This is a genomic window from Fulvimarina pelagi HTCC2506 (assembly GCF_000153705.1).
Taxonomy (GTDB): Bacteria; Pseudomonadota; Alphaproteobacteria; order Rhizobiales; family Rhizobiaceae; genus Fulvimarina; species Fulvimarina pelagi.
The window spans coordinates 3,446,794-3,469,923 of the sequence record NZ_DS022272.1; the positions used below are offsets into that span (position 1 = coordinate 3,446,794).

General features: G+C 57.9%; 18 protein-coding genes and 2 pseudogenes. 7 read left to right on the plus strand and 13 right to left on the minus strand.

Annotated features, from left to right (window positions below):
* Positions 1–413: 413 nt before the first annotated feature.
* From FP2506_RS19305 to FP2506_RS19610, 7 genes and pseudogenes are all read right to left on the minus strand, one after another.
* Positions 414–725 carry a four-helix bundle copper-binding protein gene (locus FP2506_RS19305; RefSeq protein WP_081448375.1) on the minus strand — a complete coding sequence of 104 codons (312 nt, stop codon included), beginning with the start codon at positions 723–725 and terminating at the stop codon, positions 414–416.
* Positions 726–879: 154 nt separating this feature from the next.
* Positions 880–1,662, minus strand: a complete 783-nt coding sequence (locus tag FP2506_RS15985; protein ID WP_007068624.1) for an SDR family NAD(P)-dependent oxidoreductase — start codon at positions 1,660–1,662, stop codon at positions 880–882.
* A 13-nt stretch (positions 1,663–1,675) separates the two neighbouring features.
* On the minus strand, positions 1,676–2,869 hold the full coding sequence (locus FP2506_RS15990) for a zinc-dependent alcohol dehydrogenase (RefSeq protein ID WP_007068625.1): 1,194 nt from the start codon (positions 2,867–2,869) through the stop codon (positions 1,676–1,678).
* Positions 2,870–2,880: 11 nt separating this feature from the next.
* A complete protein-coding gene (locus tag FP2506_RS15995; protein ID WP_007068626.1) occupies positions 2,881–3,549 on the minus strand; it encodes an SRPBCC family protein in 669 nt (222 codons plus the stop codon).
* 119 nt (positions 3,550–3,668) lie between these two features.
* Positions 3,669–4,493, minus strand: a complete 825-nt coding sequence (locus tag FP2506_RS16000) for a manganese catalase family protein (protein WP_007068627.1) — start codon at positions 4,491–4,493, stop codon at positions 3,669–3,671.
* Positions 4,494–4,626: 133 nt separating this feature from the next.
* Positions 4,627–5,076: a ferritin-like domain-containing protein gene (locus tag FP2506_RS16005; protein WP_007068628.1), complete on the minus strand. Its 450-nt coding sequence runs from the start codon at positions 5,074–5,076 to the stop codon at positions 4,627–4,629.
* Between the two features lie 689 nt (positions 5,077–5,765).
* Positions 5,766–6,536: pseudogene (locus FP2506_RS19610) on the minus strand (alcohol dehydrogenase catalytic domain-containing protein); the annotation flags it as partial.
* 821 nt (positions 6,537–7,357) lie between these two features.
* On the opposite strand from FP2506_RS19610, the gene FP2506_RS16020 reads away from it, so the two are divergent.
* Complete coding sequence (locus FP2506_RS16020) at positions 7,358–8,230, plus strand: SDR family oxidoreductase (RefSeq protein ID WP_007068631.1); 873 nt, start codon at positions 7,358–7,360, stop codon at positions 8,228–8,230.
* 664 nt (positions 8,231–8,894) lie between these two features.
* Entirely contained in the window at positions 8,895–10,388 is a 1,494-nt protein-coding gene (locus tag FP2506_RS18570) for a phospholipase D-like domain-containing protein (protein ID WP_081448376.1), read from the plus strand.
* Here FP2506_RS18570 and FP2506_RS19615 read toward each other — a convergent pair.
* From FP2506_RS19615 to FP2506_RS16045, 3 genes are all read right to left on the minus strand, one after another.
* Positions 10,372–11,430 (minus strand): lysylphosphatidylglycerol synthase domain-containing protein, encoded by a 1,059-nt coding sequence (locus FP2506_RS19615; protein ID WP_148227604.1) that lies wholly within the window; start codon positions 11,428–11,430, stop codon positions 10,372–10,374. The two genes, FP2506_RS18570 and FP2506_RS19615, sit on opposite strands and share 17 nt — an antisense overlap.
* A 248-nt stretch (positions 11,431–11,678) precedes the next feature.
* Complete coding sequence (locus FP2506_RS16035; protein ID WP_007068635.1) at positions 11,679–12,413, minus strand: endonuclease/exonuclease/phosphatase family protein; 735 nt, start codon at positions 12,411–12,413, stop codon at positions 11,679–11,681.
* Between the two features lie 520 nt (positions 12,414–12,933).
* The gene (locus FP2506_RS16045) at positions 12,934–13,629 is read right to left on the minus strand and encodes a Crp/Fnr family transcriptional regulator (protein ID WP_050765099.1); all 696 of its coding nucleotides are present in this window, start codon (positions 13,627–13,629) and stop codon (positions 12,934–12,936) included.
* A gap of 198 nt (positions 13,630–13,827) precedes the next feature.
* Here FP2506_RS16045 and FP2506_RS16050 point away from each other — a divergent pair, with 198 nt between their 5' ends.
* The 5 genes from FP2506_RS16050 to FP2506_RS16070 all read left to right on the plus strand — a co-directional run bounded on the left by FP2506_RS16050 (position 13,828) and on the right by FP2506_RS16070 (position 19,613).
* Positions 13,828–14,544, plus strand: coding sequence for a Crp/Fnr family transcriptional regulator (locus tag FP2506_RS16050; protein ID WP_007068640.1), 717 nt, complete (start codon positions 13,828–13,830; stop codon positions 14,542–14,544).
* 862 nt (positions 14,545–15,406) lie between these two features.
* Entirely contained in the window at positions 15,407–17,338 is a 1,932-nt protein-coding gene (locus FP2506_RS16055; RefSeq protein WP_007068642.1) for a PQQ-dependent dehydrogenase, methanol/ethanol family, read from the plus strand.
* Positions 17,319–18,179, plus strand: coding sequence for a substrate-binding domain-containing protein (locus tag FP2506_RS16060; protein ID WP_148227605.1), 861 nt, complete (start codon positions 17,319–17,321; stop codon positions 18,177–18,179). The genes FP2506_RS16055 and FP2506_RS16060 overlap by 20 nt, the downstream gene beginning before the upstream one ends.
* A gap of 91 nt (positions 18,180–18,270) precedes the next feature.
* Positions 18,271–19,113, plus strand: a complete 843-nt coding sequence (locus FP2506_RS18175) for a c-type cytochrome (RefSeq protein WP_007068644.1) — start codon at positions 18,271–18,273, stop codon at positions 19,111–19,113.
* Positions 19,114–19,115: 2 nt separating this feature from the next.
* Positions 19,116–19,613, plus strand: a complete 498-nt coding sequence (locus FP2506_RS16070; RefSeq protein ID WP_007068645.1) for a hypothetical protein — start codon at positions 19,116–19,118, stop codon at positions 19,611–19,613.
* A 745-nt stretch (positions 19,614–20,358) separates the two neighbouring features.
* Here FP2506_RS16070 and FP2506_RS16075 read toward each other — a convergent pair.
* The 3 genes and pseudogenes from FP2506_RS16075 to gshB form a co-directional block, all read right to left on the minus strand.
* On the minus strand, positions 20,359–20,772 hold the full coding sequence (locus FP2506_RS16075) for a universal stress protein (protein WP_007068646.1): 414 nt from the start codon (positions 20,770–20,772) through the stop codon (positions 20,359–20,361).
* Positions 20,773–21,292: 520 nt separating this feature from the next.
* A pseudogene (locus FP2506_RS16080) lies at positions 21,293–21,940 on the minus strand (magnesium chelatase domain-containing protein); the annotation flags it as partial.
* Between the two features lie 206 nt (positions 21,941–22,146).
* Positions 22,147–23,088: a glutathione synthase gene (gene gshB, locus FP2506_RS16085; RefSeq protein WP_007068648.1), complete on the minus strand. Its 942-nt coding sequence runs from the start codon at positions 23,086–23,088 to the stop codon at positions 22,147–22,149.
* Positions 23,089–23,130: the final 42 nt, after the last annotated feature.

Consider the following 23,130-nt stretch of genomic DNA (forward strand, 5'->3'; position numbering starts at 1 on the left):
TCCGGGCGTGTGTGTAGTATGCTTATAAAAGGCTGTTCCCTCGACCATATCGAAGCAATGGTCGGCGTAAGCCCAAACCTGATCTTCTAAGAAAACTCCTTGAACTTTCCATGTGGGGCGAGGGCTCGAGGTCAGCTTCTTAGCTTGAACGATCCAGACCTGCCGTCGGCTTCCGGCCCGCTGAGGCCGGAAGCCGACGGGCTGGAGAACGTCACCTTTCGAAGCGAGCGAGGAGCTCACTGAATGGCGATGATGAGTAAAAGACAGCCGACTTTTTCGAGATGTAAATAAAAATAACTATTCAGACAAGCGCAAACGCGCCATCTCCATGAATGTATCCAGAAGAACACCTCGGAAAGTCGCATAAAAGCTTTATGATACTATCCAGACGGTGCTCTTCTATTGACGCATCATCAGGCTGCCATCTTCCGACAACTTTCGGCCGATTGTCTGCACGCTGCGACGCAGTCGTCCATATCGCCGACCCGTTCGCACTCTTTTGCACATTCCTCGCAGATCTCGGCACAAACCGCACAAACGCTGGGCGCATGCTTCGATCCGATGACCATAAGGTGAGAGGCCGTGCGGCAGATTTCGGCGCAGGCATGCATGTGAGTAAGGTGCTGTTCCTCAGCATGCTTGCCACCCATTCGAAGGCAATGACCAGTCGCCATTGACAGGCAGGAGCGATAGCAGGCGAGGCAGTCGTCGATACAGGATTGCATCTCTGAAGAGGCGTTGCTCACGGTAATTCTCCTGTTGCCGCAGATTGAAACATGCGAGACGGAGAGCGGCAGAAGAACCGTCTCGGTATTGACACTTGATAACAAGCTCGAATGCCCACGAATTCGCGGCTGCAATGGCGCCGTAAACATTGGGTCAGTCCGCTTTTTTCGGCTTGGCTAGATGCCGGTGCATTTCTGCCAGAAGGGTATCAGGAACAATGCCTGCAAAGGCGGTCTGCACCTTGTTCATGAGACCGCTCGCGACCTCGGCGTTGCCGTCTTTCATAGCCTCGTACCCCGATCTCGCCACCATCGCGGGATCGTCCTTCATCTCGCTGGAGCCCATCGGGCTGTCTTCCATGTCCCCTCTCTTGAACACCTCCGTTTCGGTCGGTCCCGGTGCGAGGCAGGTCACGGTGACGTTCGTATCTTTCAGTTCGTTTCGCAGCGCGTAGGAAAAGCTTTCGAGGAAGGCCTTAGTCCCATTGTAGACCGCCATGAACGGACCGGGAATGCGCCCGGCGATCGATCCGGTGATGAGAATGCGTCCCTGGTCGCGAGCGCGCATGCGGTTGCCGACCTTGTGGATCAGCGATAGCGTTCCGGAGATGTTGAGATCGACGAGGTTTCGCCAGTCGTCCAGCCTCTGATCTAGAAACCCGCCGCCGAGGGTTCGCCCTGCGTTCGCGAGCAGAGCGTCGACGTCGCGGTCTCCGATCTTGTCCCAGAGCGCAGCGACGCCGTCTTCCGTCGACAGATCGGCTTTCACGGCTTCCACTTTCGTGCCGAGGCGACCGAGTTTGTCGGCCGCCTCGTAGATTTCTTCTTCATGCGCGCAGACGATCAGGTCGTACCCGTCCTCGGCGCAGCATTTGGCGAGTTCGTAGCCGATGCCGGTGGAGGCTCCGGTCACGACCGCGAGTGGTGCGGCGGTCATCGGTTCCGTCTCCTCAGACGCCTGGCTTCAGGACGACCTTCGTCCAGTCGTTCTGGTTGTCCTTGAAGTTCTTGTAGCCCTTCGGCGCCTCCTCCAGCGGCAGGCGGTGGCTGATCATAAAGGTCGTGTCGATCTTGTCTTCCTCGATCAGCCGGAGAAGCTGATTGAGGTAGCGTTGCACATGAGTTTGCCCGCTCTTGATTTGGATGCCCTTTTCCATGAGCGCGCCAAGGGGGAACTTGTCGACGAAGCCGCCGTAAACGCCGGGCATCGACAGACGCCCACCCTTCCGGCAGGCGAAGATCGCCTCGCGCAACGCGCCGCCGCGATCGGCTCCAATACCAACTTTCTGCTTGATCGTGTCGGCTAGATTGAAGGCCTGCGCTTGATCGCCGAGAGAGAAACCGTGCGACTCCATGCCGACCGCGTCGATAACCGCATCCGGGCCGATGCCGCCGGTCATTTCCATCAGCGCTTCGGTGACGTTGGTCTGCTTGAAGTCGATCACTTGAGCGCCTGCCTGACGCGCAAGCTCGAGACGGCGGGAATAGTGATCGATAGCGATGACACGGTCGGCACCCATCAGGAGCGCGCTCTGAATGCAGAAGAGGCCGACAGGACCGCAGCCCCAGACGGCGACTGTGTCACCTTCCTCGATATCGGCGTTGTCCGCCGCCATCCAGCCGGTCGGCAGAATGTCGGAGAGGAACAGCACCTTGTCGTCATCCAGATGGTCCGGCACCACGATTGGGCCGACATCGGAGTATGGGACTCGGACGTATTCGGCCTGGCCTCCGGAAAAGCCGCCTGTGAGATGGGAATAGCCGAACAGGCCGCCAACGGCATGCCCGTAAAGCTGCTCAGTCATGTCCTGCTTCTCGGCCGGATTGGCATTGTCACAGGCCGAGAATTGCTGCTTCTCGCAGAAATAGCATTTGCCGCAGGAGATGGTGAACGGCACCACCACCCGCTGCCCTTTCTTAAGCGTACTCTTCGGGCCAGTTTCGACGACTTCACCCATGAACTCATGGCCGAGGATGTCGCCATTGAGCGTCCCCGGGATAACGCCATCATAAAGGTGGAGATCGGAACCGCAGATCGCCGTCGAGGTGATCTTGATAACAGCATCGCGTGGATTGATAATTTCTGGATCTGGCACGGTGTCGACGCGAACGTCCTTGGTGCCGTGATAGGTCAGGGCGCGCATGGGTCATCTCCTTACGACTGGCGACGGGTTCGCCACGAGGTCGAGACCTCGCCGGCTTCCATTAGCATTTTGAACCGTTTCAGATCGTGTCGGGCCTGCACATGAGGCTCACGGCGGAAGAGATCGGCAATAGCTCGGCCGACGGCGCCGCCAGGCGGCTTATATTCGATGAGCGCGTCAACATAGGTGCCACGACCAGCGGGAGCGTCGCGAAAATCTATCGTGCCCTTAGTTTCAATTTGAGATTGGGGCGTCGACTTCCAAGCCAGACGTTCATTGCGCAGATCCTCGACTACCTCGACTTCCGCAGTCACGGTTTGTCCCGCGGGTGCCGCGATCGTCCAAGTTGAGACGTCGCCGTTCACTTCGACGGCGCGGATGTTCTCCATGAACTGGGGGAACAATTCGAAGTCGCGCCAGAAGTCGTAGAGCTCTGCGCGAGGGCGGTTGATGAGAACGCTCTTGCCCACAAAGGCTGGAGAGCCTGCCCGCTCGCGTGACAAACGGCGGGGCGCGTCGTCCTCCAGTTCGCGGCGGCGTTGAGCGGGGGAATTTCCAAAGAGAGGTTTTGCCGCAAAGGCCAGAAGCGCGATCGCGGTGCCAGCGGCTGCAAAGAGTGCTAGCCGGGGAAGCGGGTCGGGGCCCCGATAGCCACGCACTTCGATCGGATGTCTCGACATGGAGCTACCTCGTTGAATTGAGAAGGAAAACGGGCGGAATTGGTTTGAAAAAGCGATGCCGCGAGATTGCCGCCGCGCAGCTGACAAGGCTCCGCGCAGCGGCGTCGACGCTAGGCTTTCTAGATCTGCTCGGTTTGAGCGCCGGAGTTCGGCCGGGCCTTGCCGAGATCAGGTTCCTGCCCTTCAGGGGCTGGCTGGTCCACAACGTGGAACTCGGCGCGACCGTCAAGCGAGGGTCCTGACGACCAACGACCTTCTGGCGCCTTCTTGTCGAGAAGCGTGTTGAGGTAATAGTAGGAATGCTTCATCGCCTCGTGATCCTCCGGCGTCGAATTGGGGATCGGCAGCGCTGCAGCCATGCCGCCCAGTTCCTCGATCACCGCGAGCCATTGCTGCTGATGATAGGTGTCGCGGGCGATCAGGAAGGAGAGCATGTCCTTCATGCCGCTGTCGGACGTCCAGTTGTAGAGGCGCGAGGCAAGCACGCGGCCGCCGGCTTCTGCGGTGGCGTTGGCCAGCATGTCCGCCCCGATATTGCCGGTCGCGTAAATATGGCTCATGTCGAAGGGAACGCCGTTCGAGTTCACCGGCATTGCCGAGAGACCCGATGAGAGAAGGTGGCGCGGATTGGCGCCGCCGAGGATTGCGTTCACCACCGGATCCTTCGCGGCCTCTTCCTGAGCGGTCACCGGGGCGCCTTCGAGGTTGAGGGCGACCGCATGGCCGAGAAACTCGATATGCGAAAGTTCCTCGGTCGCTGTCGAGATGAGCAGATCGCGGATGCGGCTGTCGCCTCGTGCACCCATTGCCTGAAAAAAGTACTGCATGGCAACGCGGATCTCGCCTTCGATGCCGCCGATCGCCTGCTGGAGAAGCTTGGCGAACTGCGGATCGGGCGTGTCGACTTTCACGGTGTACTGAAGCTTTGAGGAATGATGGAACATGATGGTCTCCGAAGAAGTAGGGGAGCAATGCGTTTGCGCGCGCGAGATCCCTCGCAAGCAAGAGGAGGGCAATCGGCTTGTATGGTGAAGCGCGGGCGGGTAGCCGCCCGCAGATAAGACCCGATCCGGTGGATCAGACGCTCTGGGCCATTCGGTTCATCCAGGTGCGATGGCGCTCTTCGTCTGCGAGCGCCTTGGCGAAGAAATCCTTGGAGCGCTGATCGGCGTCGGCGTGACGGTTTGCCCGCTCGTATGCCTCGACCGTATCGTCCTCGTTGGTCTTCATTGCTTTGAGAATGGCCGAGTCGCCCATGAGGTTGGCAAGAGCGATCTTGCCGGTCGTCAGCCACTCCTTGGCATCGCCATGCTGCGGCGTCTCGATCGACAGGTCTCGTGCCATGAAATCCAGCATGTCGAGATGCTGCTTATGGTCTTCCCGAAACTCGGCGACCTGTTCTCTCAACGCGCTGTCGGAAAGCTTCTCGATCGTCGAATCGTAAGCGGCGATTGCATCGCGCTCCAGCCGGATGAGGTCTGTGACCAAACCTTCGATATCACCTTCGCGCCCAACCAATGTGGCCATGATAATAACCCTATCTGCGTTTTGTTGAAGCTGTCGGGATAAATAAATCGCTGGCAATGCGTTCCAAAATTGGAACGCCAACTTCGTTGTTGTGCTAAGTACTTTTTGAATGCTTGGCTAAACGATATGCTGATAAGATTAAACCAGTTTATAGACTTGCCGACTTACAGTTATGTCGGCCAGGAAACTCAATGAACGTGGTCCGGTTGCAACCCGCGCCTCGTTCGAGAATCTCAGACCGCGGTCGGATCGAGTTCCACCTTGATCCAGCCTTTCTGCTGATCGTCAAAGGTCTCATAAGCCTTCAGCACGTCCCGCATCGGTTCTTCCTCGGTCAGGATGGCCTCCGGTTTCAGCCCGCCCCTCCGGACCAATTCGACGAGGTGCTGCACATATTTCTTGTGATTGGCGTTGCCCATGCGCATCGTGATGTTCTTGTTCATGGCCGTACCGATTGGAAAGAACGGATCGGATTGCGGGTAGACGCCGATAATCGAAAGCGTACCGGCTTTCGCGAGAGACTGGACCGCCCATTCGAGGGATAGCGATGGTGCGTCTCCGGCGGCGTATTGTACGGCGTGGGTATCGGCACTTTCTTCCGCCAAATGCTTTACCTGCATCGCGTAGAAGTCGGATCGTTTATCGACCATCTCCTTCATCGGTCCCTTGGTCGGCTTGAACGCGTCGACTCCGACCGCGTCGATCGCTCGATCCGGGCCGATCCCACCAGTGAGATCCCGAACCGCCTCGATTGGGTTCTCCTCCTCGAAGTTGATGGTCTCGGCACCAAGCCTGCGTGCCATGTCGAGCCGGTCTGTGCGTCGATCGACGGCGATCACTCGCTGGGCTCCGTAATGCCATGCGCCGAGAATGGTGAAGAGGCCCACTGGGCCGCAACCCATGACGAGGACGGTCTTGCCGTCGCCGGCCTGAATGTCGGCGATATCGGCACCGAACCAGGCAGTAGACGCAATATCAGACAAACAGATCGCCTGATGGTCCGATATTTCGGGATGCAGAGGGACGAGATTGACGTTCGCGTACGGAATACGCGCATATTGCGCCTGTAGCCCATCGAACGGACCAGTCGGCCCCGGCCCACCATAGAAAGACGTGCCGGCCAGATGACCATTCGGATTGGCATCGTCGCACTGGGCAGTATACCCGGAGCGGCAGTAGGAACATGTGCCGCAGGCAATTGTGGACGGAATGACAACGCGTTGTCCGGGCGACAGATTGCGGACGCCGGGTCCGACCTCCTCTACGACGCCGACGCCCTCATGACCGAGGACTGTTCCTTCGACCATGCCAGGCATGGTACCTCGCACCATGTGAAGATCAGTTCCACAGATCGCGCTCGAAGTGATGCGGACAATGGCATCGGTCGGCTCTTTGATAGAGGGGTCGGGGACGGTGTCGAGACTGATGTCGCGCACACCGTGAAAGACGACTGCCTTCATGATTGAGGCTCCCTGAGCGAGATTGCGCTAAAGGTCATTCACTCTCTTGGCGCAATGGCGAGCCGGATGCCTCGTTGCACTACGCGCATCGGAAAAAGCTGTTCCCGTCTAAAGACTTGGCGACTTTAGCCGCCGTTCTTCGGGACGGAGCTTCCATGGCAAGTCGATACAAATCCCCGCAATCTCGGCTCTGGCACCGCTGCTCCCATCCTGCAGATTTGCTGTTGTCCTGTGCGAAAATTCGGCTCTGTCGGGTTCCAGACGGTTCGTTTCCGTTAACAAAGTTAAATTCGCTGGCCGGATCAGGAGGCTACGGTTCAGGAGATCGTTCAAGTGAGGTTCGGCGATGTTTCTGCAATTCGAATTGAGCGTGCCCGAAGCGGTTCTTCTCGATCGTCTGTTCCGACACGGGCCCGTTAGGGTCGACACGCTTCCGGTCGCGCAAGGGCTTATTGAAAAGGATCTGGCTTGCTGGGCAGACAGCGAAGGTCTGATCGAAATCAGTGAACTCGGCCGAAATTCGGCTTGCATTTACCAGATCAGTTGACGCGACCGAGCCAAATGGAAGGGTTGAAATGTAGTTGATAGCAAGACTTGTTCGAGGTTAGCTACGACGAGCATTTTTGCTACGCTTACGTTTAGGTCAACACATATTTTATTTTTCTTTCAGCTAGTAATCGGCGAAGACAGTACCGCGCTATCCGCAGCCCGCTGTTCGGAACATTCACGTGATCTCGTGTATTTGCTGTCGATACTTCTGCTCGCCTTATCTGACGATCGAAACCATGCGCTTCATCAATTCCGAATAGAGGAGAACATTCATGGCTCGCGATCCCAGAACCGCCTATCCACAGCCCCCGCAGCCGCTGCAGAAACAGGAGCTTCCCGGCAAAACAGACGCGATGGAGCCAGTGCCCGACCATGGCGAGAAGAGCTACACGGGCTCCGGCAAGCTTGAAGGGCAGGCGGCAATCATCACGGGTGGTGACTCCGGGATCGGCCGCGCCGTCGCCATCGCCTTTGCCCGCGAGGGAGCGGACGTGCTCGTCTCATATCTCGACGAACATGGCGATGCTGAAGAAACGAAGACTTGGGTCGAGAGAGCCGGCAAGCGCTGCGTGTTGCTGCCGGGCGACGTTAAGGAAGAGGCCCACTGCGCGGCGATTGTTGAGCGGACCGTCTCAGAGTTTGGTCGGCTCGACATTCTCGTCAACAATGCGGCCCATCAGAAGGTCATCGCTGATTTCGAGGATCTCTCGGCCGAAGAGCTCGACGTCACCTTCCGCACCAATGTCTATTCCATGTTCTTTCTGGCGAAGGCGGCGGTGAAGCACATGAAACCGGGCGCGACGATCGTGAACACGACCTCGATTAACGCCACCGATCCGTCGGCCGGTCTCCTGCCCTATGCGGTCACCAAGGGGGCAATCTACAATCTCACTGGCGGTCTGGCTCATCGGCTGATCGACCGGGGCATCCGCGTCAACGGCGTTGCCCCGGGGCCAATTTGGACACCGTTCATCCCGGCAACGATGACCGATGAAAAGATCAAGTCTTTCGGTTCTTCGACACCGATCGGCCGCGCCGGCCAGCCGGCGGAACTCGCGCCCGCCTATGTCTATCTAGCTTCCGACGACTCGACCTATGTAACCGGCGAGGTGATCGCTGTAACGGGCGGCCGGCTGATGCTCTGAACGCGGGACGGTCTCGGTTCTCAGGCTACGCAGACCTGGAACCATTTAAGGTTTGCTCAAATGCCGTCCGTCCGAGCTGGCTTGCAGGCGAAAAACGACGGTCCCGGTAAGGCGTCAGCGTCCCGATAGATTGTTCAACTGTGTTCCCACGAAAAGGGGGCAGGTATTTCTACGCCGATCGCCGCCTGCAACAAGGCCTGTAGATCACGACCCGTCACCGAGCCCGAACACCGAGACGGACGGTGGAAATTCGGGCTAGAGGACGAAGTAGTCCACAGTGATTTCAGGAAGGCGATTGGCTTACTCGTCGTTCGCTGCGGCTGATTGGAAAAGCGTGTTCAGTGGTCCACGCATCCGAGCCTCAGTTCCAGCAAGACTTCTTTGCTAGACCGCGGAGCCTCCTCACATTTCGGCGGAATCGTGCTTACGGCTGTCGTCTGGTCGTTAAGACGATCGTAAGACGTCGGTCCGGGCGTCTAGCCCTAGTCAGGGAAAGGGGTGACCGTCCGAAACATGCGCCATGGGTGCTCAATGTCGGATAGCAGACACTCGATAGGAGGAAGGCCTGACCTCTGGATAGGGTCGGCTGTCGAGCCAACTTTCCGTTACATAGCGGCGGTTTGCGGCTCGACCGACAGCTTTAGAAACCCAACATCGAGGGCTGATGCACTGGGAAGCCGGAATGACAGAAGAACCGAAGAATGCCTCCGTGCCAAAGCAGAGAGGAGTCTTCAAACCTGGTCGAAATTGCCCACGGATCTCACAGGTCGAGCGGGGGAAAGTGCTGATCGACGGTGCGAATTATTTCGCACAACTCGATGCTTGTTTTGAAACAGCCGGCCGCTCGATCGTCATTGTAGGCTGGGATTTCGACGCCAATACCCGTCTGACACCGGATCTACATGGAGGCGGGATAAGCCTCGGGGATAGGCTACGGTCTCTGGTCGATGAGCGGCCAGACCTAGAAATTCACATTCTCGTCTGGAGCTTGGCGGCAGCCCATGGGCCGAGCAGGGGCTTGCCTCTCATCTTGGGGGAGCAATGGCACGCTCATCCCCGTATTCACCTGAAACTCGATCGAAATCATCCAATTTTCGGATCGCATCACCAGAAGATCGTCATCGTCGATGGCACGATCGGCTTCACCGGTGGGATAGATCTGACCGTCGGTCGCTGGGATACCCCGCACCATCCTGCGCATGATTTGCGTCGCAATGAGGGAGAAGGCGATCCGACCCATCCCGTTCATGACTGTCAGATTATGATATCTGGACCGATCGTGAACGACCTGACGGCCATCGCCGTCAAACGCTGGCGCGCAGCGACTGGTGCCGAACCGAACTTCGCGGGGGTACCTATGGACAGTTCATGGTGGCCCAAACGTGAGACGAGCGATCTCGAACACGTTCCTGCAGCTGTCGCAACCACTGAGCCCGGCCTTTGGAGGCGTAAACAGAGTTGGCATTCCGCCATTCTCGCAGCCGATGTCTTTCGAACCGCGCGATCCGTCGTCTACATTGAAAACCAATACTTCGCAGGCGAACTCGCGCGACAGGTGCTCCCCGATCTTTTGCTCCGAGAGAATGGACCGGAGATTGTAGTTGTAACGACCAATACAATGAACGGACGAGTTGAACAGATTTCAAACGGTCGAAACCGTGATCGGCTCATTCGCCATCTCAAGCGCTTCGATCGACACGATCGTTTGCGTGTTTTTTATCCGGTCCGCGACGAACGTGGAAAGAGAACGGAAATTTTCATCCATTCGAAGATCGCGATCGTAGATGATCACGTGCTTCGGATCGGTTCAGCCAATCTGAATAACCGCTCGATCGGTGTCGACAGCGAATGTGATGTCGCGATCGAAGCCAATAGATCACAAGCTTCCGCCGCGATTGCGGGAATTAGATATCGGCTCATCGCCGAGCATCTGGGCGTCGGGATGGACACTTTGTTGGGCGTCGCGCAAAGGGCTGGCTCGCTTATTGCAGCGATCGAGAAGCTCAACGGCGGCACGCGAAGTCTTGTGCCGTTCCCTGCCCTTTGCGACAGAGGTCAGTTAAATCCCGGCCTTGGCACCCGCCTTTTCGACCCGATTGCGCCGTACGGATCCTTAAAGTGGCTTCGCGGCAGCATCGATTTCAGCGCGCCGGTTTAGTGTTGATCTGTCTTCCCAGTTTCTTGCCCTGTCGCAAACGCCAGATCGCCTCGGTTGCCCCGAAGCAAATGGCACCGAGCGCGAGCGGAGCGATAAAGTAGACAAAGCGAAAGACGAGCAGCGAGGCGATAAGGCGTGCCTCCGACAAGAGGGTGAGAACGACGGCCTCGATGATGCCGAGCCCGCCCGGAACATGTGTGATCATCACTCCGGCATTGGCTAGAACATAAACGGTCGCAGCGGACGTGTATGGAACGTCAGCTAGACCGAGTATTGCTTGGTGAAGACATGCGGCGACCAGCATGAAATTGATCGTACCGACAACCACTTGGCCGACTGCGAGCTTTAGCGGCGGCATTTCCAGCTGGAATGATCGAATCTGAAGGGGGCGTCGCAGGAAAGCGGATCCTATGAGGTAGAGTACGACGGCAACTGCCGCCAAGCCCCCGACAGCCATTGTCGCCGGAACGCCTAGCCCCATGACATCAGCGGCGATTTCAGGTCGCACCAGCGTTGCAAGCGAACCCAGCGTCGCCAGGCCGAGGCCTACCGTCAGTCCTGAAAAGAGTATGAGCTTTGCGACCTCTTGCACCCTAAGCCCCCATCGCGAGTAAAAGCGATATCGGATCACTCCGCTGCTGAGGCCTGCAAACCCGATCGAGTGACCGAGGGAGAGGGATACGAAAGAAGCGAGCGCGACCCGCCGGTATGCAAGGGGGCGACGAACATAACGTGTCCCCAGCCAGTCGAAGCAAGTAAGGCTCAGGTAGCTGGCCGCAGCGAAGAACGCTGCATATCCGAGTCGATTTAGTGGAAATCGAGTGATCGCATCGACGAGTTCGGTAAGGCTATATTCCCGAAGCGTTCGCCAAAGCAGGAAGCCGGCCAAGGCAATGAACGAAACGATCGCAGCCCGTCCGAGCCATTTGAACCATGGCTTTCCCCCACCTGGATCCGACTTCGGTGTCCCGACTGTCTCCGCACGCGTTTCGGGGTCCGTCGGCTCGTCCAAAGTTCCAGATCGTGCTCTTGCCCCAGTCATTGATGGATCAAGCCGAAAAGACGAGCGCGGAGATCCCACCGAAGACGAGTATGAAGGCCAGGAGCAACACGCCCAGTCGGACCCAAGGCGCGAGACCTCGATGGCCAAAGATTTTGTACCAGGTGCGTGGACTGGCTAGCCCGCTTCTTTTCTTGTTCGCCAAGTGGGTGCCTCTCATTCCTTTTCGTCCTTGTTAACGGTTGAGCTGAGCATTGGTCTCGCAACGACGCCGGCAAAGTCGCTAGCCGTCACGCCAATCGTCTCTGCGCGTCGAAATCAATCACGAGCGGCAAGTGATCTGAGGCACGGCGAACGAGAGGACTGCGTACGACGTATGCAGACCTGACCTTGAGATCGCCTCGAAAGAAGCAGTGGTCGAGCGCAAGAATTGGAAATCGGCTCGGAAAAGTTGGCCGTAGCCCCGAACGGCCGCCGAACCGGCGTGCATCGTCCAAAGAGGCCGTCAATAGGCTGTGGGCCTTCGATCCAGATACGGCATTGAAATCGCCAAGGAGCACAAACGGGGCAGAGAGGTCGGCAAGCCATTCGGACGCTAAAAGAGCCGCAGCCTGAGTCAGTCGTTCGCGCGATCGAAGACCAAGATGGGTGTTCACAACGTTCATGACACCTGCCTCACTCTCGAGTTGCACAAGAAGCGCACCTCTTGGTTCGAGGTTTGGGTATGTCTGGAGGCCAGGAAGGAGCGCGGCCTTCATCAGTGTCGCAGCAGAGCGCGTCAGGAAGGCAATGCCGTAACGCTCACCGCATTCCTCGACCGGAGCAAAAAAATAGTGATGGAGACCCGTCTTTTCGGCAATCCGTTGCGCCTGATCGACAAAACCCGAACGGGCTCTTCCGACGTCAACTTCCTGAAGAGCGACGACATCAGCACGAAGATCACTAATGACCGCCCCGATCCGATCGGGATCTCGGCGTCGATCGGTCCCAAGGCAGGAATGAATGTTATAGGTGACGAAGCGCATGGTTTTCAAAACGGAATCTGCAAAGATCGTTTTTCGATATGTTCCTTTGCCGCGTTTTGCGGGTGCCCATCTCGCGGAGTGAGATGGACTACGGGACGGGAGATAACCGCCGTCGAGAAAGGCCGTAGGGCCGCCATCTCCGTGCGACCAGCTTCAATTGCAGTTTTCGTGAAGCCAATTTTTCGCGGAATCGAGATCGAAGAACGGCTCCGGCAGCGAACCCTTCAGAGCGCACGGGCCGAAGCTTGCCTCTAGGAACCACCTGCCTTCGTTTTCTCCGTAATGATCTCCGCTGAGATGCGTCAAGAGTGCTACGAAAACGTCGTCCAGGAACACAAGACGACTGTCGAGGAAATCTGTTCCTGCCTGAAACGAAGATGCTTGCAGTGTGAACTTGCGATCCAAAATGAAGCTATTCCCGTCACTGAAGAATGGGGTTCTTGAAGCAAGACAATCTACTATAGCCGAGTTATATTCAAATCAATACGCTAATACATGTTGCCGGGAAGTGATTTCAAGATCAGTGCAAATATGTCGCATCGAAGCCGGCTACTGCGCATAGCTTCGGCCAATCGAGGGCAGACAGTATTCGATCTTCCAGCGAAACGAGCCTTTGCGACCGCAACTCTTGAAGTGACCTATTGATCTGAACGACCGAGAGACCCGTAGCGTCTGCTAGATCGGCCTGTATGAGGGGCATCGAACATGTGTACTCCTCATCAAGGTCCCGATTGCATGCGATGATTTCGCAGAGAAGATGTGCTAGTCGTTGCCTTGCATCCCTTCGACCAACGTTCAGAACCCATTCATAGGCAACCGCTTCCCGGCAGAGTGATTGAGTCAACAATGCTTTGGCGATCGCGGGTCGCGCACACAGCAAACTTCTCATGTCGGTCTTCGAAGCGATCGCGATCTCGCAGTCAGTCACGGTTTCGATGTTGTGATCGGCGCTTTCGAAGAAGACCGAGGCCAGATCGCAGACTTGACCCGCGGTAACAAGGCCGACGACCTGACGGCCACCGTCTGCGTTCTGCTTCGACCGAAAGGCGAGACCTTCTTTAATTATCTTTACGTCATGAGATTGCTCGCTCTGCCGCGCGAGGATCGATTTTCCCCGATACACCAATGTCCGCGAAAAGATTGCCGCCAATGCTGCTTCGTCATCGGAATGAAGGGGAAACGGCAACGCCATCAAAGTTTTCGGAAGCTTTTGCATCCGCACCTCTTCGTCAGGAAATTTCTCTTCTGAGTTTCCTCTAACTGCGGCGGAATGCCTTTTGGTGGTTCGTCGAGTACCCCACGGTCCATTGTAATTTGTATCACGGATACTGTGTCACTGTTATCGCGTGCAGGATTGTCCGGGCGCACGCGGCTGTGAGCTTTAGTGCTTCCGCCCTGACAGGAGGCGGATTCAATGCTCCAGCTTTCTCAGCACAACTGCAAAAACCTTCTTCTTCGTTCGCTCGCGCAGGACGATTTTGACGCCCTCGTTCCGCATCTCCAACACGTCGATTACGCTCGCGGGGATTCGATCATACAATCTGGAGAGACCATCGAAACGATCGTCTTCCCAGAGAGTGGAATCTTCTCGATCACGCTTTCGTCTTCTGACAATCGAAAGATCGAAGTCGGTATCTATGGTCGCGAGGGGCTAAGCGACGGCTCGATCTTCGCTGGAATTCATAAAATTCCGCATGACAGCTTCGTGCAGGTCCCTGGCAGCGGCCTGCGGATCTCGGCAGAGGTTCTGCTAGAGATTGCAACCGAACGGCCGGTTTTTCATCGAAGTGCAATTCGCTGGCTTCATATTTCGCATCTTCAAACAGCCCAAACCGCTCTGGCAAACGGCACCTACAATGTCGAGGAGCGGCTCGCTCGCTGGCTTCTCATGTGTCAGGATCGCATCGGTCCCGATGTTGCGCTGACGCATGATTTTCTCAGCGTCATGCTGGCAGTGCAGCGTTCGACGGTCACTCTCGCGACACATATTCTCGAGGGCGCACGCCTAATTCGGGCGACGCGTGGAAACATCCGCATTCTCAACCGCGAAGGACTGCTTGCGATCGCCGACGGCTGCTATGGTAGCGCGGAGGACGAGTACGAGCGGATAATTGGTCCATTCCGGTATTAAGAAAGCAGAGGCATTGTCAGTAAGGCGGTGCAAGCCGAAACACGGGGATTACTGGTTTACCCTAGGGTGGTTATCGGGTCGGATGGTAGCGAGACCAATCGGTCGACCTGTGACGAGCCGAACCTCCCTTCCATACTTATTAACATCATGTCCGTGACGACGGATTCGGCGCCGGCCCCAGTCTCTAATTGGTCGCTTTGCCATTCCTTTAACGCATTTCAAGCGCTCGCCGAGTGGGAAGTATTGGCCGACCAAGCAAATTAAAATTGAGCGGACATAAGTCGTTCGAGGTTCCTAAAAGGCCTGAAATACAGAGGACTTAGCCTCCGATTTTGCATGCTGCATTGCGGAAGGTCTTCTCTGAACAGCTTTTTGCTGAACACAGCACTTGAAGCGGTTCTTTGTCGCATCAGCCTTTCTTCGACAAGAAGCAGAGTTCGCCTCCAGCAGATCCAAAGGAGATAGGCTCATGGGCTCGTCGAAGATGTCTACTCAGTTTTCCTGCTTGCGCTTAGGACTAAGATTGACAGCGGCGAGTGGGTTGTTGGCACTCCCGCTTCCGATGGTGTCCGCTGCTAACGCTCAACCGAATGGCGCGACAGCGAACATCGAGCGAACGACAGTGAAGTTCGAAAGCGGATCGCCAGAAACGGTGGCCATGGTTTTGAACGACAGAGGCAGCTCCCGCAAAGACAAGGCCCCGAGGTCAAGTGGCGGGAAAAACGACAGCGGCAGTTTTAAGATCCGCACTGCACAAACCTCACAAACAGATAGCGCTTCCCCCGAGGAGACTGGCGCTGCGAATATCCAGGATCAAAGCAACGGCAGCGGTGCTTCGAGAGCCGAAAATAAATCGGGTCAAGTGCAGGCGAAGAAGGCTGGAGGCGCCGCGGGAAGTGGAACCGTTGCCGGCGCAGGCGGTGATCTCACTGAACTCTCAAAGGATCCGAACCAGTGGGTAATGCCTGGCAAGAACTATGCCGGAACCCGCTACAGCGAACTCGACCAGATCAACGCCGACAATATCGGCAACCTGCAGCTCGCTTGGACCTTCTCGAACGGCGTGAACCGCGGGCAGGAATCGATCCCGCTCGTCGTCGACGGGATGATGTACATCGTCTCGCCGTGGCCGAACAATCTCTTCGCGCTCGACGCGACGACTGGTGATCTGAAGTGGACTTTTGAGCCGCCGACAGCTCGTGCCGCACAAGGCGTTGCTTGCTGCGACGTCGTCAACCGCGGCGCGACCTATGCCGACGGAAAGGTGATTTATAACACCCTGGACAACCATACGGTCGCGGTCGATGCCAAAACCGGGGAACTCGTCTGGCGGTCGAAGCTCGGAGAGATTTCAAACGGCGAGACCATGACCATGGCGCCGCTCGTTGTGAAGGACAAGGTGCTTGTCGGAAATTCAGGCGGAGAGATGGGTGTGCGCGGTTGGATGACTGCGCTCGACGTTGGCACTGGGGAAATCGCATGGCGGGCAATGCACACCGGCACCGACGACGAAGTGCTGATCGGCGAGGACTTCAAGGCGCCCTATGCATGGATGGAGGGCCAGGATCTGGGCGTTAGCACCTGGCCGAAGGATCGCTGGCGAACAGGTGGCGGCACGGCCTGGGGTTGGATCACCTACGACCCTGAACTCGATCTCATTTACTACGGAACCGGAAATCCGGGGCCATGGAACTCGAACCAGCGTGAAGGCGACAATCTGTGGACAGCGACCATTTTCGCTCGCGACCCCGATACCGGGCAGGCGAAGTGGGCGTATCAGACCTCGCCACACGATCTTTGGGATCATGACGGAATCAACGAGGTGATGCTACTCGATCTCGAGATTGAGGGCGACACACAGCAGGTTGCCGTCAGACCGGGTCGAAATGGATTCATGTACGTGCTCGATCGAGCGACGGGGAAGGTGATCTCGGCCGATCCGTTTTCCAAGGTCACCGTCTACGAAGGCGTCGATTTGGAGACCGGCAGGATAATTCCGGTCGCCGAGAAAGACCCGGTGCTTGGAAAGACGATTACCGAAATATGCCCGGCACCCCCCGGCGCGAAGGACTGGCAGCCGACGGCCTATTCGCCAAGGACCAAGCTCCTCTACGTGCCGCACCAGACACTGTGCGCCTCAATGACCACTTCAGAGGTGAGCTACATTTCCGGTACGCCCTATCTCGGCGCGACAGTCGACATGTATGCCGGGACCGAAGAGGGTACCCGAGGCCAGTTCATGGCTTGGGATCTGGTGAAGCGCGTACCAGCCTGGCAGATCACCGAGGAGTTCCCGGTCTATTCGGGCACCGTAGTGACGGCTGGCGACATTGCCTTTTACGGGACCATGGACCGCTGGTTCAAAGCGGTCGACGCGCGAAGCGGCGAGCCGCTCTGGCAGTTCCGGGCGCCCTCCGGTATTATTGGTCAGCCCTCCACTTTCATGGGCTCGGACGGCCGTCAGTATGTGGCGATCATGTCCGGCGTTGGCGGATGGGCCGGCGCGATCGCTGCGGCCGAGTTGGACGGACGCGTACGCAACGGGGCGCTCGGCTTCTCTGGAGCCAGCCAAGACCTTCCTGCCTATACCCGCGGTGGCTCAACTCTGATGGTCTTCGCTTTACCGGACAGTGGCGGTGACGCAGCCTCCTTAGGCGCTAGCGGATCATCTGAAGACAGCGAAGCGAAGAGCGATTCTGGAAGCAGAAGCGGCGGGGATACTGAGGCAAGCGGCAACGCGAATGCTGACGAGGCATCCGGCGAGGAGGCCGCTGATGGAGTGGCAGCGCAATAAGTTCGGGTCCAGCTTGGCGGCGCTCGCGCTCGCGGGGTTCGTCCTCGCCGCATCGCCGGCCGTTGGCGAGGATGCCGCGTCGCCGGGCGCGGACCGGCTTGCGACTTCGGTCGATCCGCCTATTCTGCGGGTTTGCGCCGATCCGAACAATCTGCCGTTTTCGAATGAGGATGAGGAGGGCTTCGAGAACAAGCTCGCCGACCTCGTGGCGGACGAACTCGGCGCGACAATCGAATACACCTGGTGGGCTGAGCGGCGCGGTTTCCTGCGCAACACACTAAACGCAGGCGCCTGCGACGTGGTGATGGGCACGCCGCCGATCGACTTCCTGACGCCGACCCAGGCTTATTACAACTCGACCTATGTTTTCGTAAGCCGCGCCGAGGACGCGATAGACGTCGCGACACTCACCGATCCGAAGCTGCGCGATCTCACCATCGGCGTCCATCTGATCGGCGATGACGGTGCTAATACGCCGGCCGTCCATGTGCTGGGAGAGCAAGAGATCGTCGACAATGTGGTCGGCTATTCGATCTACGGCAATTACGACGAGGATTCGCCGCCTTCGCGTCTGGTTAAGGACGTTGCGGCAGGCGAAATCGATATCGCGGTCGTCTGGGGCCCGCTCGCCGGCTTTTACGCCAAGCATTCCGAAACGAAATTGACCGTGACGCCGCTCGAGGAAACCGTCCGCCTTCTGCCGCTGGTATTCCAGTTTCCCATCGGCATGGGTGTGCGCAAAGACGACCACGTCCTCAAGGACCGGTTGAACGCGGTTATCGCCAAGAAGCACAAGGCGATCGAAGACCTGCTCGACGCATACGGCATCCCGCGGGTCTAGATGCGGGCATGAAGGAACGACGCTCGGTGCGCGTTACCATTAAGGGAGGCACATGATGCCTAGAACGGACAAGCCAGCATTCTCGACCCGAATGAGATCGCTCCGCCTGGCAGGAGTCGCAGCTCTTGCCGTGGGTGCCTGTGCTCCGGCCCTCGCGCAATCGGATGGGGAGGAACAGCCAAAGGCGCAAAGCGAAGCCGACGGCGACCTTGGCAATGCGACGATTGGGCAGAACAGCAATGCGAGCGGCCCGGCCCCAAGCGCCGACGAGAAACAGGCCAAAGCGGAGAATGCCGGGGCACCCGACGCCGAGGCACTGATGTCTGTCGACGTCAATACGATCTATCCCGGCTCGGTAACCGCCCAGACGGAGCTCGATCTACCGCCGATGGGCCAGGCAGCGGCGCAAAGCGGCATGAACTACTTCAATACGATGAACTGCATCGGCTGCCATGCGCCGAACGGCGCGGGCGGAATGGGACCGGCGCTCTCCAACAACGTTTTCGTTTATGGCGGTCAGCCTGCGGAACTCTTCCTCACCATCAAGCAAGGCCGTCCGAACGGAATGCCGGCCTATGGCACGATGCTGCCCGACGCCGCGATCTGGCAGCTCGTCGCCTATGTCAAGAGTATCAGCCAGGATCCGAACGCCGAGAACTGGGGCACGACCGTCTCCCTCGACGCAATGACCATCGAGCAGGTGCCGGCGGAATACCAAGATACGGTCGACCCCTGGTCGAACACTAAGGACTTCAGCTTCGGCAAGGACCCCTACGCGGACGCAGAGCCGCCAACGAAGGAAGCGAAAGCGCAAACCGATGGCGAGGCGGAAGAGGAGGGCGCCGCAGAGGAGGGCGAAGGGCAGGAGGCCGCCTCCGGTGAGTCGGCTCCCGAAGAAAGCGAACAGCCAGAACAGGGTAAGGGCAACCAGTGAGCATGCAGGCCGACGCGTGCGGTCAGTGGATCGCTTTACTCGCTCTAACGGCCGGATCATTCCTTGGGATAGTCGCTTCGACAGCGGCCGCAAACACGGAGGAGGAAGTCGACTGGGTTGTCGAGGAGGAGGCGACCGGCACCACCTATACACTGGAGGGCGACAACAGCCGGCTATCCGTCGAATGTGTGTCGGAACGGTTCGGCGGCGGCGCGGTCGTCAGCATGGTCGTGAATGGCTTCGATCCGGTGCCGCGATCGCGGACGAACGTAATCATCGGCGAGCGCATCTTTCACGTCCGGCACGATTTCGTTGGTGTCGGCGTGACCGATTGCCCGGAATGCGCGACGGATTTTGAGGCCCTCTGGTCGACCCTGCGCGAGCCGGGGACGGACGAGATTACGCTTAAATCGGCCGAGGAGCGTCGCTACTTGCCATCCCGCGGCGGCGAGATCGCTCTGGGCGGCTGCGTCCCGGACTCAAAGCGCGTCAATCCATGACGGAATGCTCTGACGATCATGCACAGTCAGCAGCGGCGATTCGACCTCGACAAACGTCTACGCCCAAAGAGCTTCGGATGGGAGCCTGCACCAAAGCCGGTCGACCACTAAGACGACAAGATCCGCTGGGCGATAGGAGCTCGGTTGGGTGTGCCAGTAGTGAAAGCGCAGGCGCACGAGATGGCCGAGCTGACGGAGGGGGCTTAGCATTACTCCTCAGCTATGGCGCGGCGGGGTCTTGTAGACCGGCGCAGTAACATTCGCACGCCTCGGCGAGCGGTGTCGTAGGCTATGCGAAACTCTTGACCCTTCGAGGCGGTTTGGGACTCGCTGAATGCGGCCAAGATCAGGAGCGGTCCCCTACTTTAATGGTTCGATTGTGCCGACTGCGCATTTGACGCCACGCTTGTTCGACCTCCGAGTGATGAATTTCGTCGAACCACAAGAATTGTCGGATAACTGACAAGGACTGAATTAAAATTGACAACTCCGTTTCCGATGTGGCCCGATTATTTCTTCAAATGGTAAAACAAAAATCGCCTGGGTCAGCAAGCATGCCAATAAATAAATTAAGATCAGACACGCGCCGCCGTCAGCGATCGAAGATGCTCTACATCCTTGTCACTATAGCCGTTCTCGCGGCTTTGGTATCATACATCGTTTACGATGCGCCTCCGCGCGAGAACGACATAGGTGTTCGAACACCAACGAATATCCCTGAAAACAGCCAGTGACGCAGCAATATCTATCTGACCACAAAGACCGATACATCTGCCTTTGCGGCGATAGTCCCGGAATTCGATGAGATGAAGTGATCGAGAAAACCTGGAATATGGGACATGGTCACGACGACGTCGGCATTTGTCGCATCGACCGCTTCAAGTAGTTCTGACGTAAGATTTGCAGTGGGGTCGGGGCTCGTAATCACGTGTGATTCCGTTGGAACGTTGTACTGGCTGGCCTGCTCGCGTGCAAAAGCAGCAAGCTGACTTGAGAACTCTTTCGGGTTCGACGCCACAGAACTCGCTGTCACCGTGGTGACGCCAGCGTAGATGACGGATGCATCGCAATCACGGGCGAGCTTACCTGCCACTTCTAACGCCTTCACAAGGCTGTCTTTATGTTCCAGATCGACAGGAAAGAATATTCTCTTGAACATGGCTTCGCCTTTCCTTCTACGTGTCGAGAAAATAAACTGCGGACGTCAATAAAACAGAAAAAACGACTGCAAAGATCAAAGCATACAAAACCAGCTTTCCCGTCCGACCCCGAAGATTTTCTTCCGTATTTGCGGTTTGTTTGTCATTTTTCTTACGTTGGCCGTGGTGCGGGTGAATACACGATTCGCCAATCAGAGCGCGTTCAAACGAAACGTATACTTTCAGGGACTTTCGTCACCGTTTCTCAGAAACATTGATCCTAGTCTATTTTAGACATCAGGCTTGAGTCGGCCGGCACGTGACGGGCAGTTTTTCGTTCACTGGTGATCCTCGCTCGTAATCGGCCTGCACTTTTGTGAGATCGCTGATTGCAGCTGAGCAGCCGTCTCTTGCAGCTTGTTCCGAGGCAGACGGCAGCTTTCCCAACAATCAAACCACATAGCCGTCCGTCCGCTTTCGGCCCTCACCAGAAATAAAGTGCGATCGAGACCCATCTCCATCAATTGGTAACATGTCTCATAATATTAGTAGATTGTGCCCGCCTGCCGCGGCAATCTCTAAAGCGCGTTTGGCGACGATCTGCCCCTTGATCTCGGCGAGGTCTGGCAGATTGGCCGGCAGCGCTCTCACGGCCGGTTCCGGCCGTGAGATGACCTGCGTTCCCCGGAAGTGATTGGCGATCTGGATCAGGCTGCGCGCCGCGACGATGGTCATCTCCGAATCGGCCCAGGCCGCCTCGGGCCCGCATTCGGCGGGACAGATCAGTCCGAGACCTAGACTGTTCGCGCCCATCGCCGCCGGCAGGACGCCGGTGACCGAGGTGATCGCGCCATCAAGGGAGAGTTCGCCGAGAACCATGAAATCGGCGATCGCATCTGCCGGGATCGCGCCGAGCGCCGCCATCAGGCCAAGCGCAATCGGAAGGTCGTAATGGCTGCCTTCCTTGGGAAGGTCGGCAGGGGCAAGGTTGACCGTGACGCGTTTGGGCGGCATCGCGAGGCCAGAGGCGTGGATGGCCGCCTGCACCCTTTCTCGGCTTTCGGCCACCGCCTTGTCCGGCAGACCGACGATCGAAATGCCCATCTTGCCCGGCGCGACCATCACCTGGACATCGACCGGTCGGGCCTCGATACCCTGAAATGCGACGGTCTTCACGCGCGCGACCATGACGAGCCTCCCTAGCCGAGCGACCCGTGCCAGCTTCGAAGGCGGTCGCGCTATACCATTCAAGGTAAGCACGTGCCCAGGAATAAAACAAGAACAAATGACGAGGGCAGCGGCCTGCCGGCTCAGTATCGCTTTACCGCATAGAGAATCTAGCGGTTACGGGACGCAGGCTGTCCGCGCGATCCCCTCCGCCTCGCCAAAATCGCTCAACCGACACGGGCCTCAATCGCGTCCCAGAGAAGCGAGGCGATATCGGCGCCGCCGAAGCGCTTCACCTCGCGGATGCCGGTGGGGGAGGTGACGTTGATCTCGGTCATCACGTCGCCGATCACGTCAATGCCGACGAAAATCAGGCCACGTTCCTTGAGGGCCGGTGCGATGCGGGCGCAGATTTCACGATCCCGCTCGGTGAGTTCGGTCGCCTCGGCGCGGCCGCCGACATGCATGTTGGAGCGGGCGTCGGTCTCTGCGGGGACCCGGTTGATGGCGCCGGCGATCTCGCCGTCGATCAGGATGATGCGCTTGTCGCCCTTGCGCACGCCAGGCAGATAGCGCTGGCAGATGAAGGGCTCGCGATAGAGCATGCCGAACATTTCCATGAAGGAGGAGAGGTTCTTGTCCTCCTTCGTGATGTGGAAGACGCCTGCGCCGCCGTTGCCGTAGAGCGGCTTCATGATCATCTCGCCGAATTCGGCGCGGAAGGCCTTCACCTCCTCGATGTCTTTGGTGATCAGGGTCTCCGGCATGAGATCGGGGAACTCGGTCACGAAGATCTTCTCCGGCGCGTTACGCACCGAGGCCGGATCGTTGACGACGAGCGTCCTCGGCTGCACCCGCTCGAGCAAATGGGTCGAGGTGATGTAGCTCATGTCGAACGGGGGGTCCTGGCGCAGTAGGATGACGTCGATCTCGGACAGATCGATCCTTTCCGTCGCACCGAGCGTGAAGTGATCGCCCTCCACCTCGCGCAGATCCATCCGTTCGGCGCGCGCGGTCAGAGTCGATCCGCGCATGGACAGGCGTTCGGGGGTATAGTGCCAGAGCTCATGGCCCCGCTTCTGCGCTTCCAGCCCGATCGCGAAAGTCGAATCGCCGCGTATCTGTATCGAGGACACGTGATCCATCTGGACGGCGACTTTCAGACCCATGCCCTCATCCTTTCTTCGAGTGCTTCCGGCATGGCGAGCGAG

Excerpts from the sequence above, each read along its gene's own strand:
- FP2506_RS19305 (WP_081448375.1), bottom strand. The coding sequence starts at position 725 with ATGCAATCCTGTATCGACGACTGCCTCGCCTGCTATCGCTCCTGCCTG.
- FP2506_RS15985 (WP_007068624.1), bottom strand. The coding sequence starts at position 1,662 with ATGACCGCCGCACCACTCGCGGTCGTGACCGGAGCCTCCACCGGCATC.
- FP2506_RS15990 (WP_007068625.1), bottom strand. The coding sequence starts at position 2,869 with ATGCGCGCCCTGACCTATCACGGCACCAAGGACGTTCGCGTCGACACC.
- FP2506_RS15995 (WP_007068626.1), bottom strand. The coding sequence starts at position 3,549 with ATGTCGAGACATCCGATCGAAGTGCGTGGCTATCGGGGCCCCGACCCG.
- FP2506_RS16000 (WP_007068627.1), bottom strand. The coding sequence starts at position 4,493 with ATGTTCCATCATTCCTCAAAGCTTCAGTACACCGTGAAAGTCGACACG.
- FP2506_RS16005 (WP_007068628.1), bottom strand. The coding sequence starts at position 5,076 with ATGGCCACATTGGTTGGGCGCGAAGGTGATATCGAAGGTTTGGTCACA.
- FP2506_RS16020 (WP_007068631.1), top strand. The coding sequence starts at position 7,358 with ATGGCTCGCGATCCCAGAACCGCCTATCCACAGCCCCCGCAGCCGCTG.
- FP2506_RS18570 (WP_081448376.1), top strand. The coding sequence starts at position 8,895 with ATGCACTGGGAAGCCGGAATGACAGAAGAACCGAAGAATGCCTCCGTG.
- FP2506_RS19615 (WP_148227604.1), bottom strand. The coding sequence starts at position 11,430 with ATGACTGGGGCAAGAGCACGATCTGGAACTTTGGACGAGCCGACGGAC.
- FP2506_RS16035 (WP_007068635.1), bottom strand. The coding sequence starts at position 12,413 with ATGCGCTTCGTCACCTATAACATTCATTCCTGCCTTGGGACCGATCGA.
- FP2506_RS16045 (WP_050765099.1), bottom strand. The coding sequence starts at position 13,629 with ATGCAAAAGCTTCCGAAAACTTTGATGGCGTTGCCGTTTCCCCTTCAT.
- FP2506_RS16050 (WP_007068640.1), top strand. The coding sequence starts at position 13,828 with ATGCTCCAGCTTTCTCAGCACAACTGCAAAAACCTTCTTCTTCGTTCG.
- FP2506_RS16060 (WP_148227605.1), top strand. The coding sequence starts at position 17,319 with ATGGAGTGGCAGCGCAATAAGTTCGGGTCCAGCTTGGCGGCGCTCGCG.
- FP2506_RS18175 (WP_007068644.1), top strand. The coding sequence starts at position 18,271 with ATGAGATCGCTCCGCCTGGCAGGAGTCGCAGCTCTTGCCGTGGGTGCC.
- FP2506_RS16070 (WP_007068645.1), top strand. The coding sequence starts at position 19,116 with ATGCAGGCCGACGCGTGCGGTCAGTGGATCGCTTTACTCGCTCTAACG.
- FP2506_RS16075 (WP_007068646.1), bottom strand. The coding sequence starts at position 20,772 with ATGTTCAAGAGAATATTCTTTCCTGTCGATCTGGAACATAAAGACAGC.
- gshB (WP_007068648.1), bottom strand. The coding sequence starts at position 23,088 with ATGGGTCTGAAAGTCGCCGTCCAGATGGATCACGTGTCCTCGATACAG.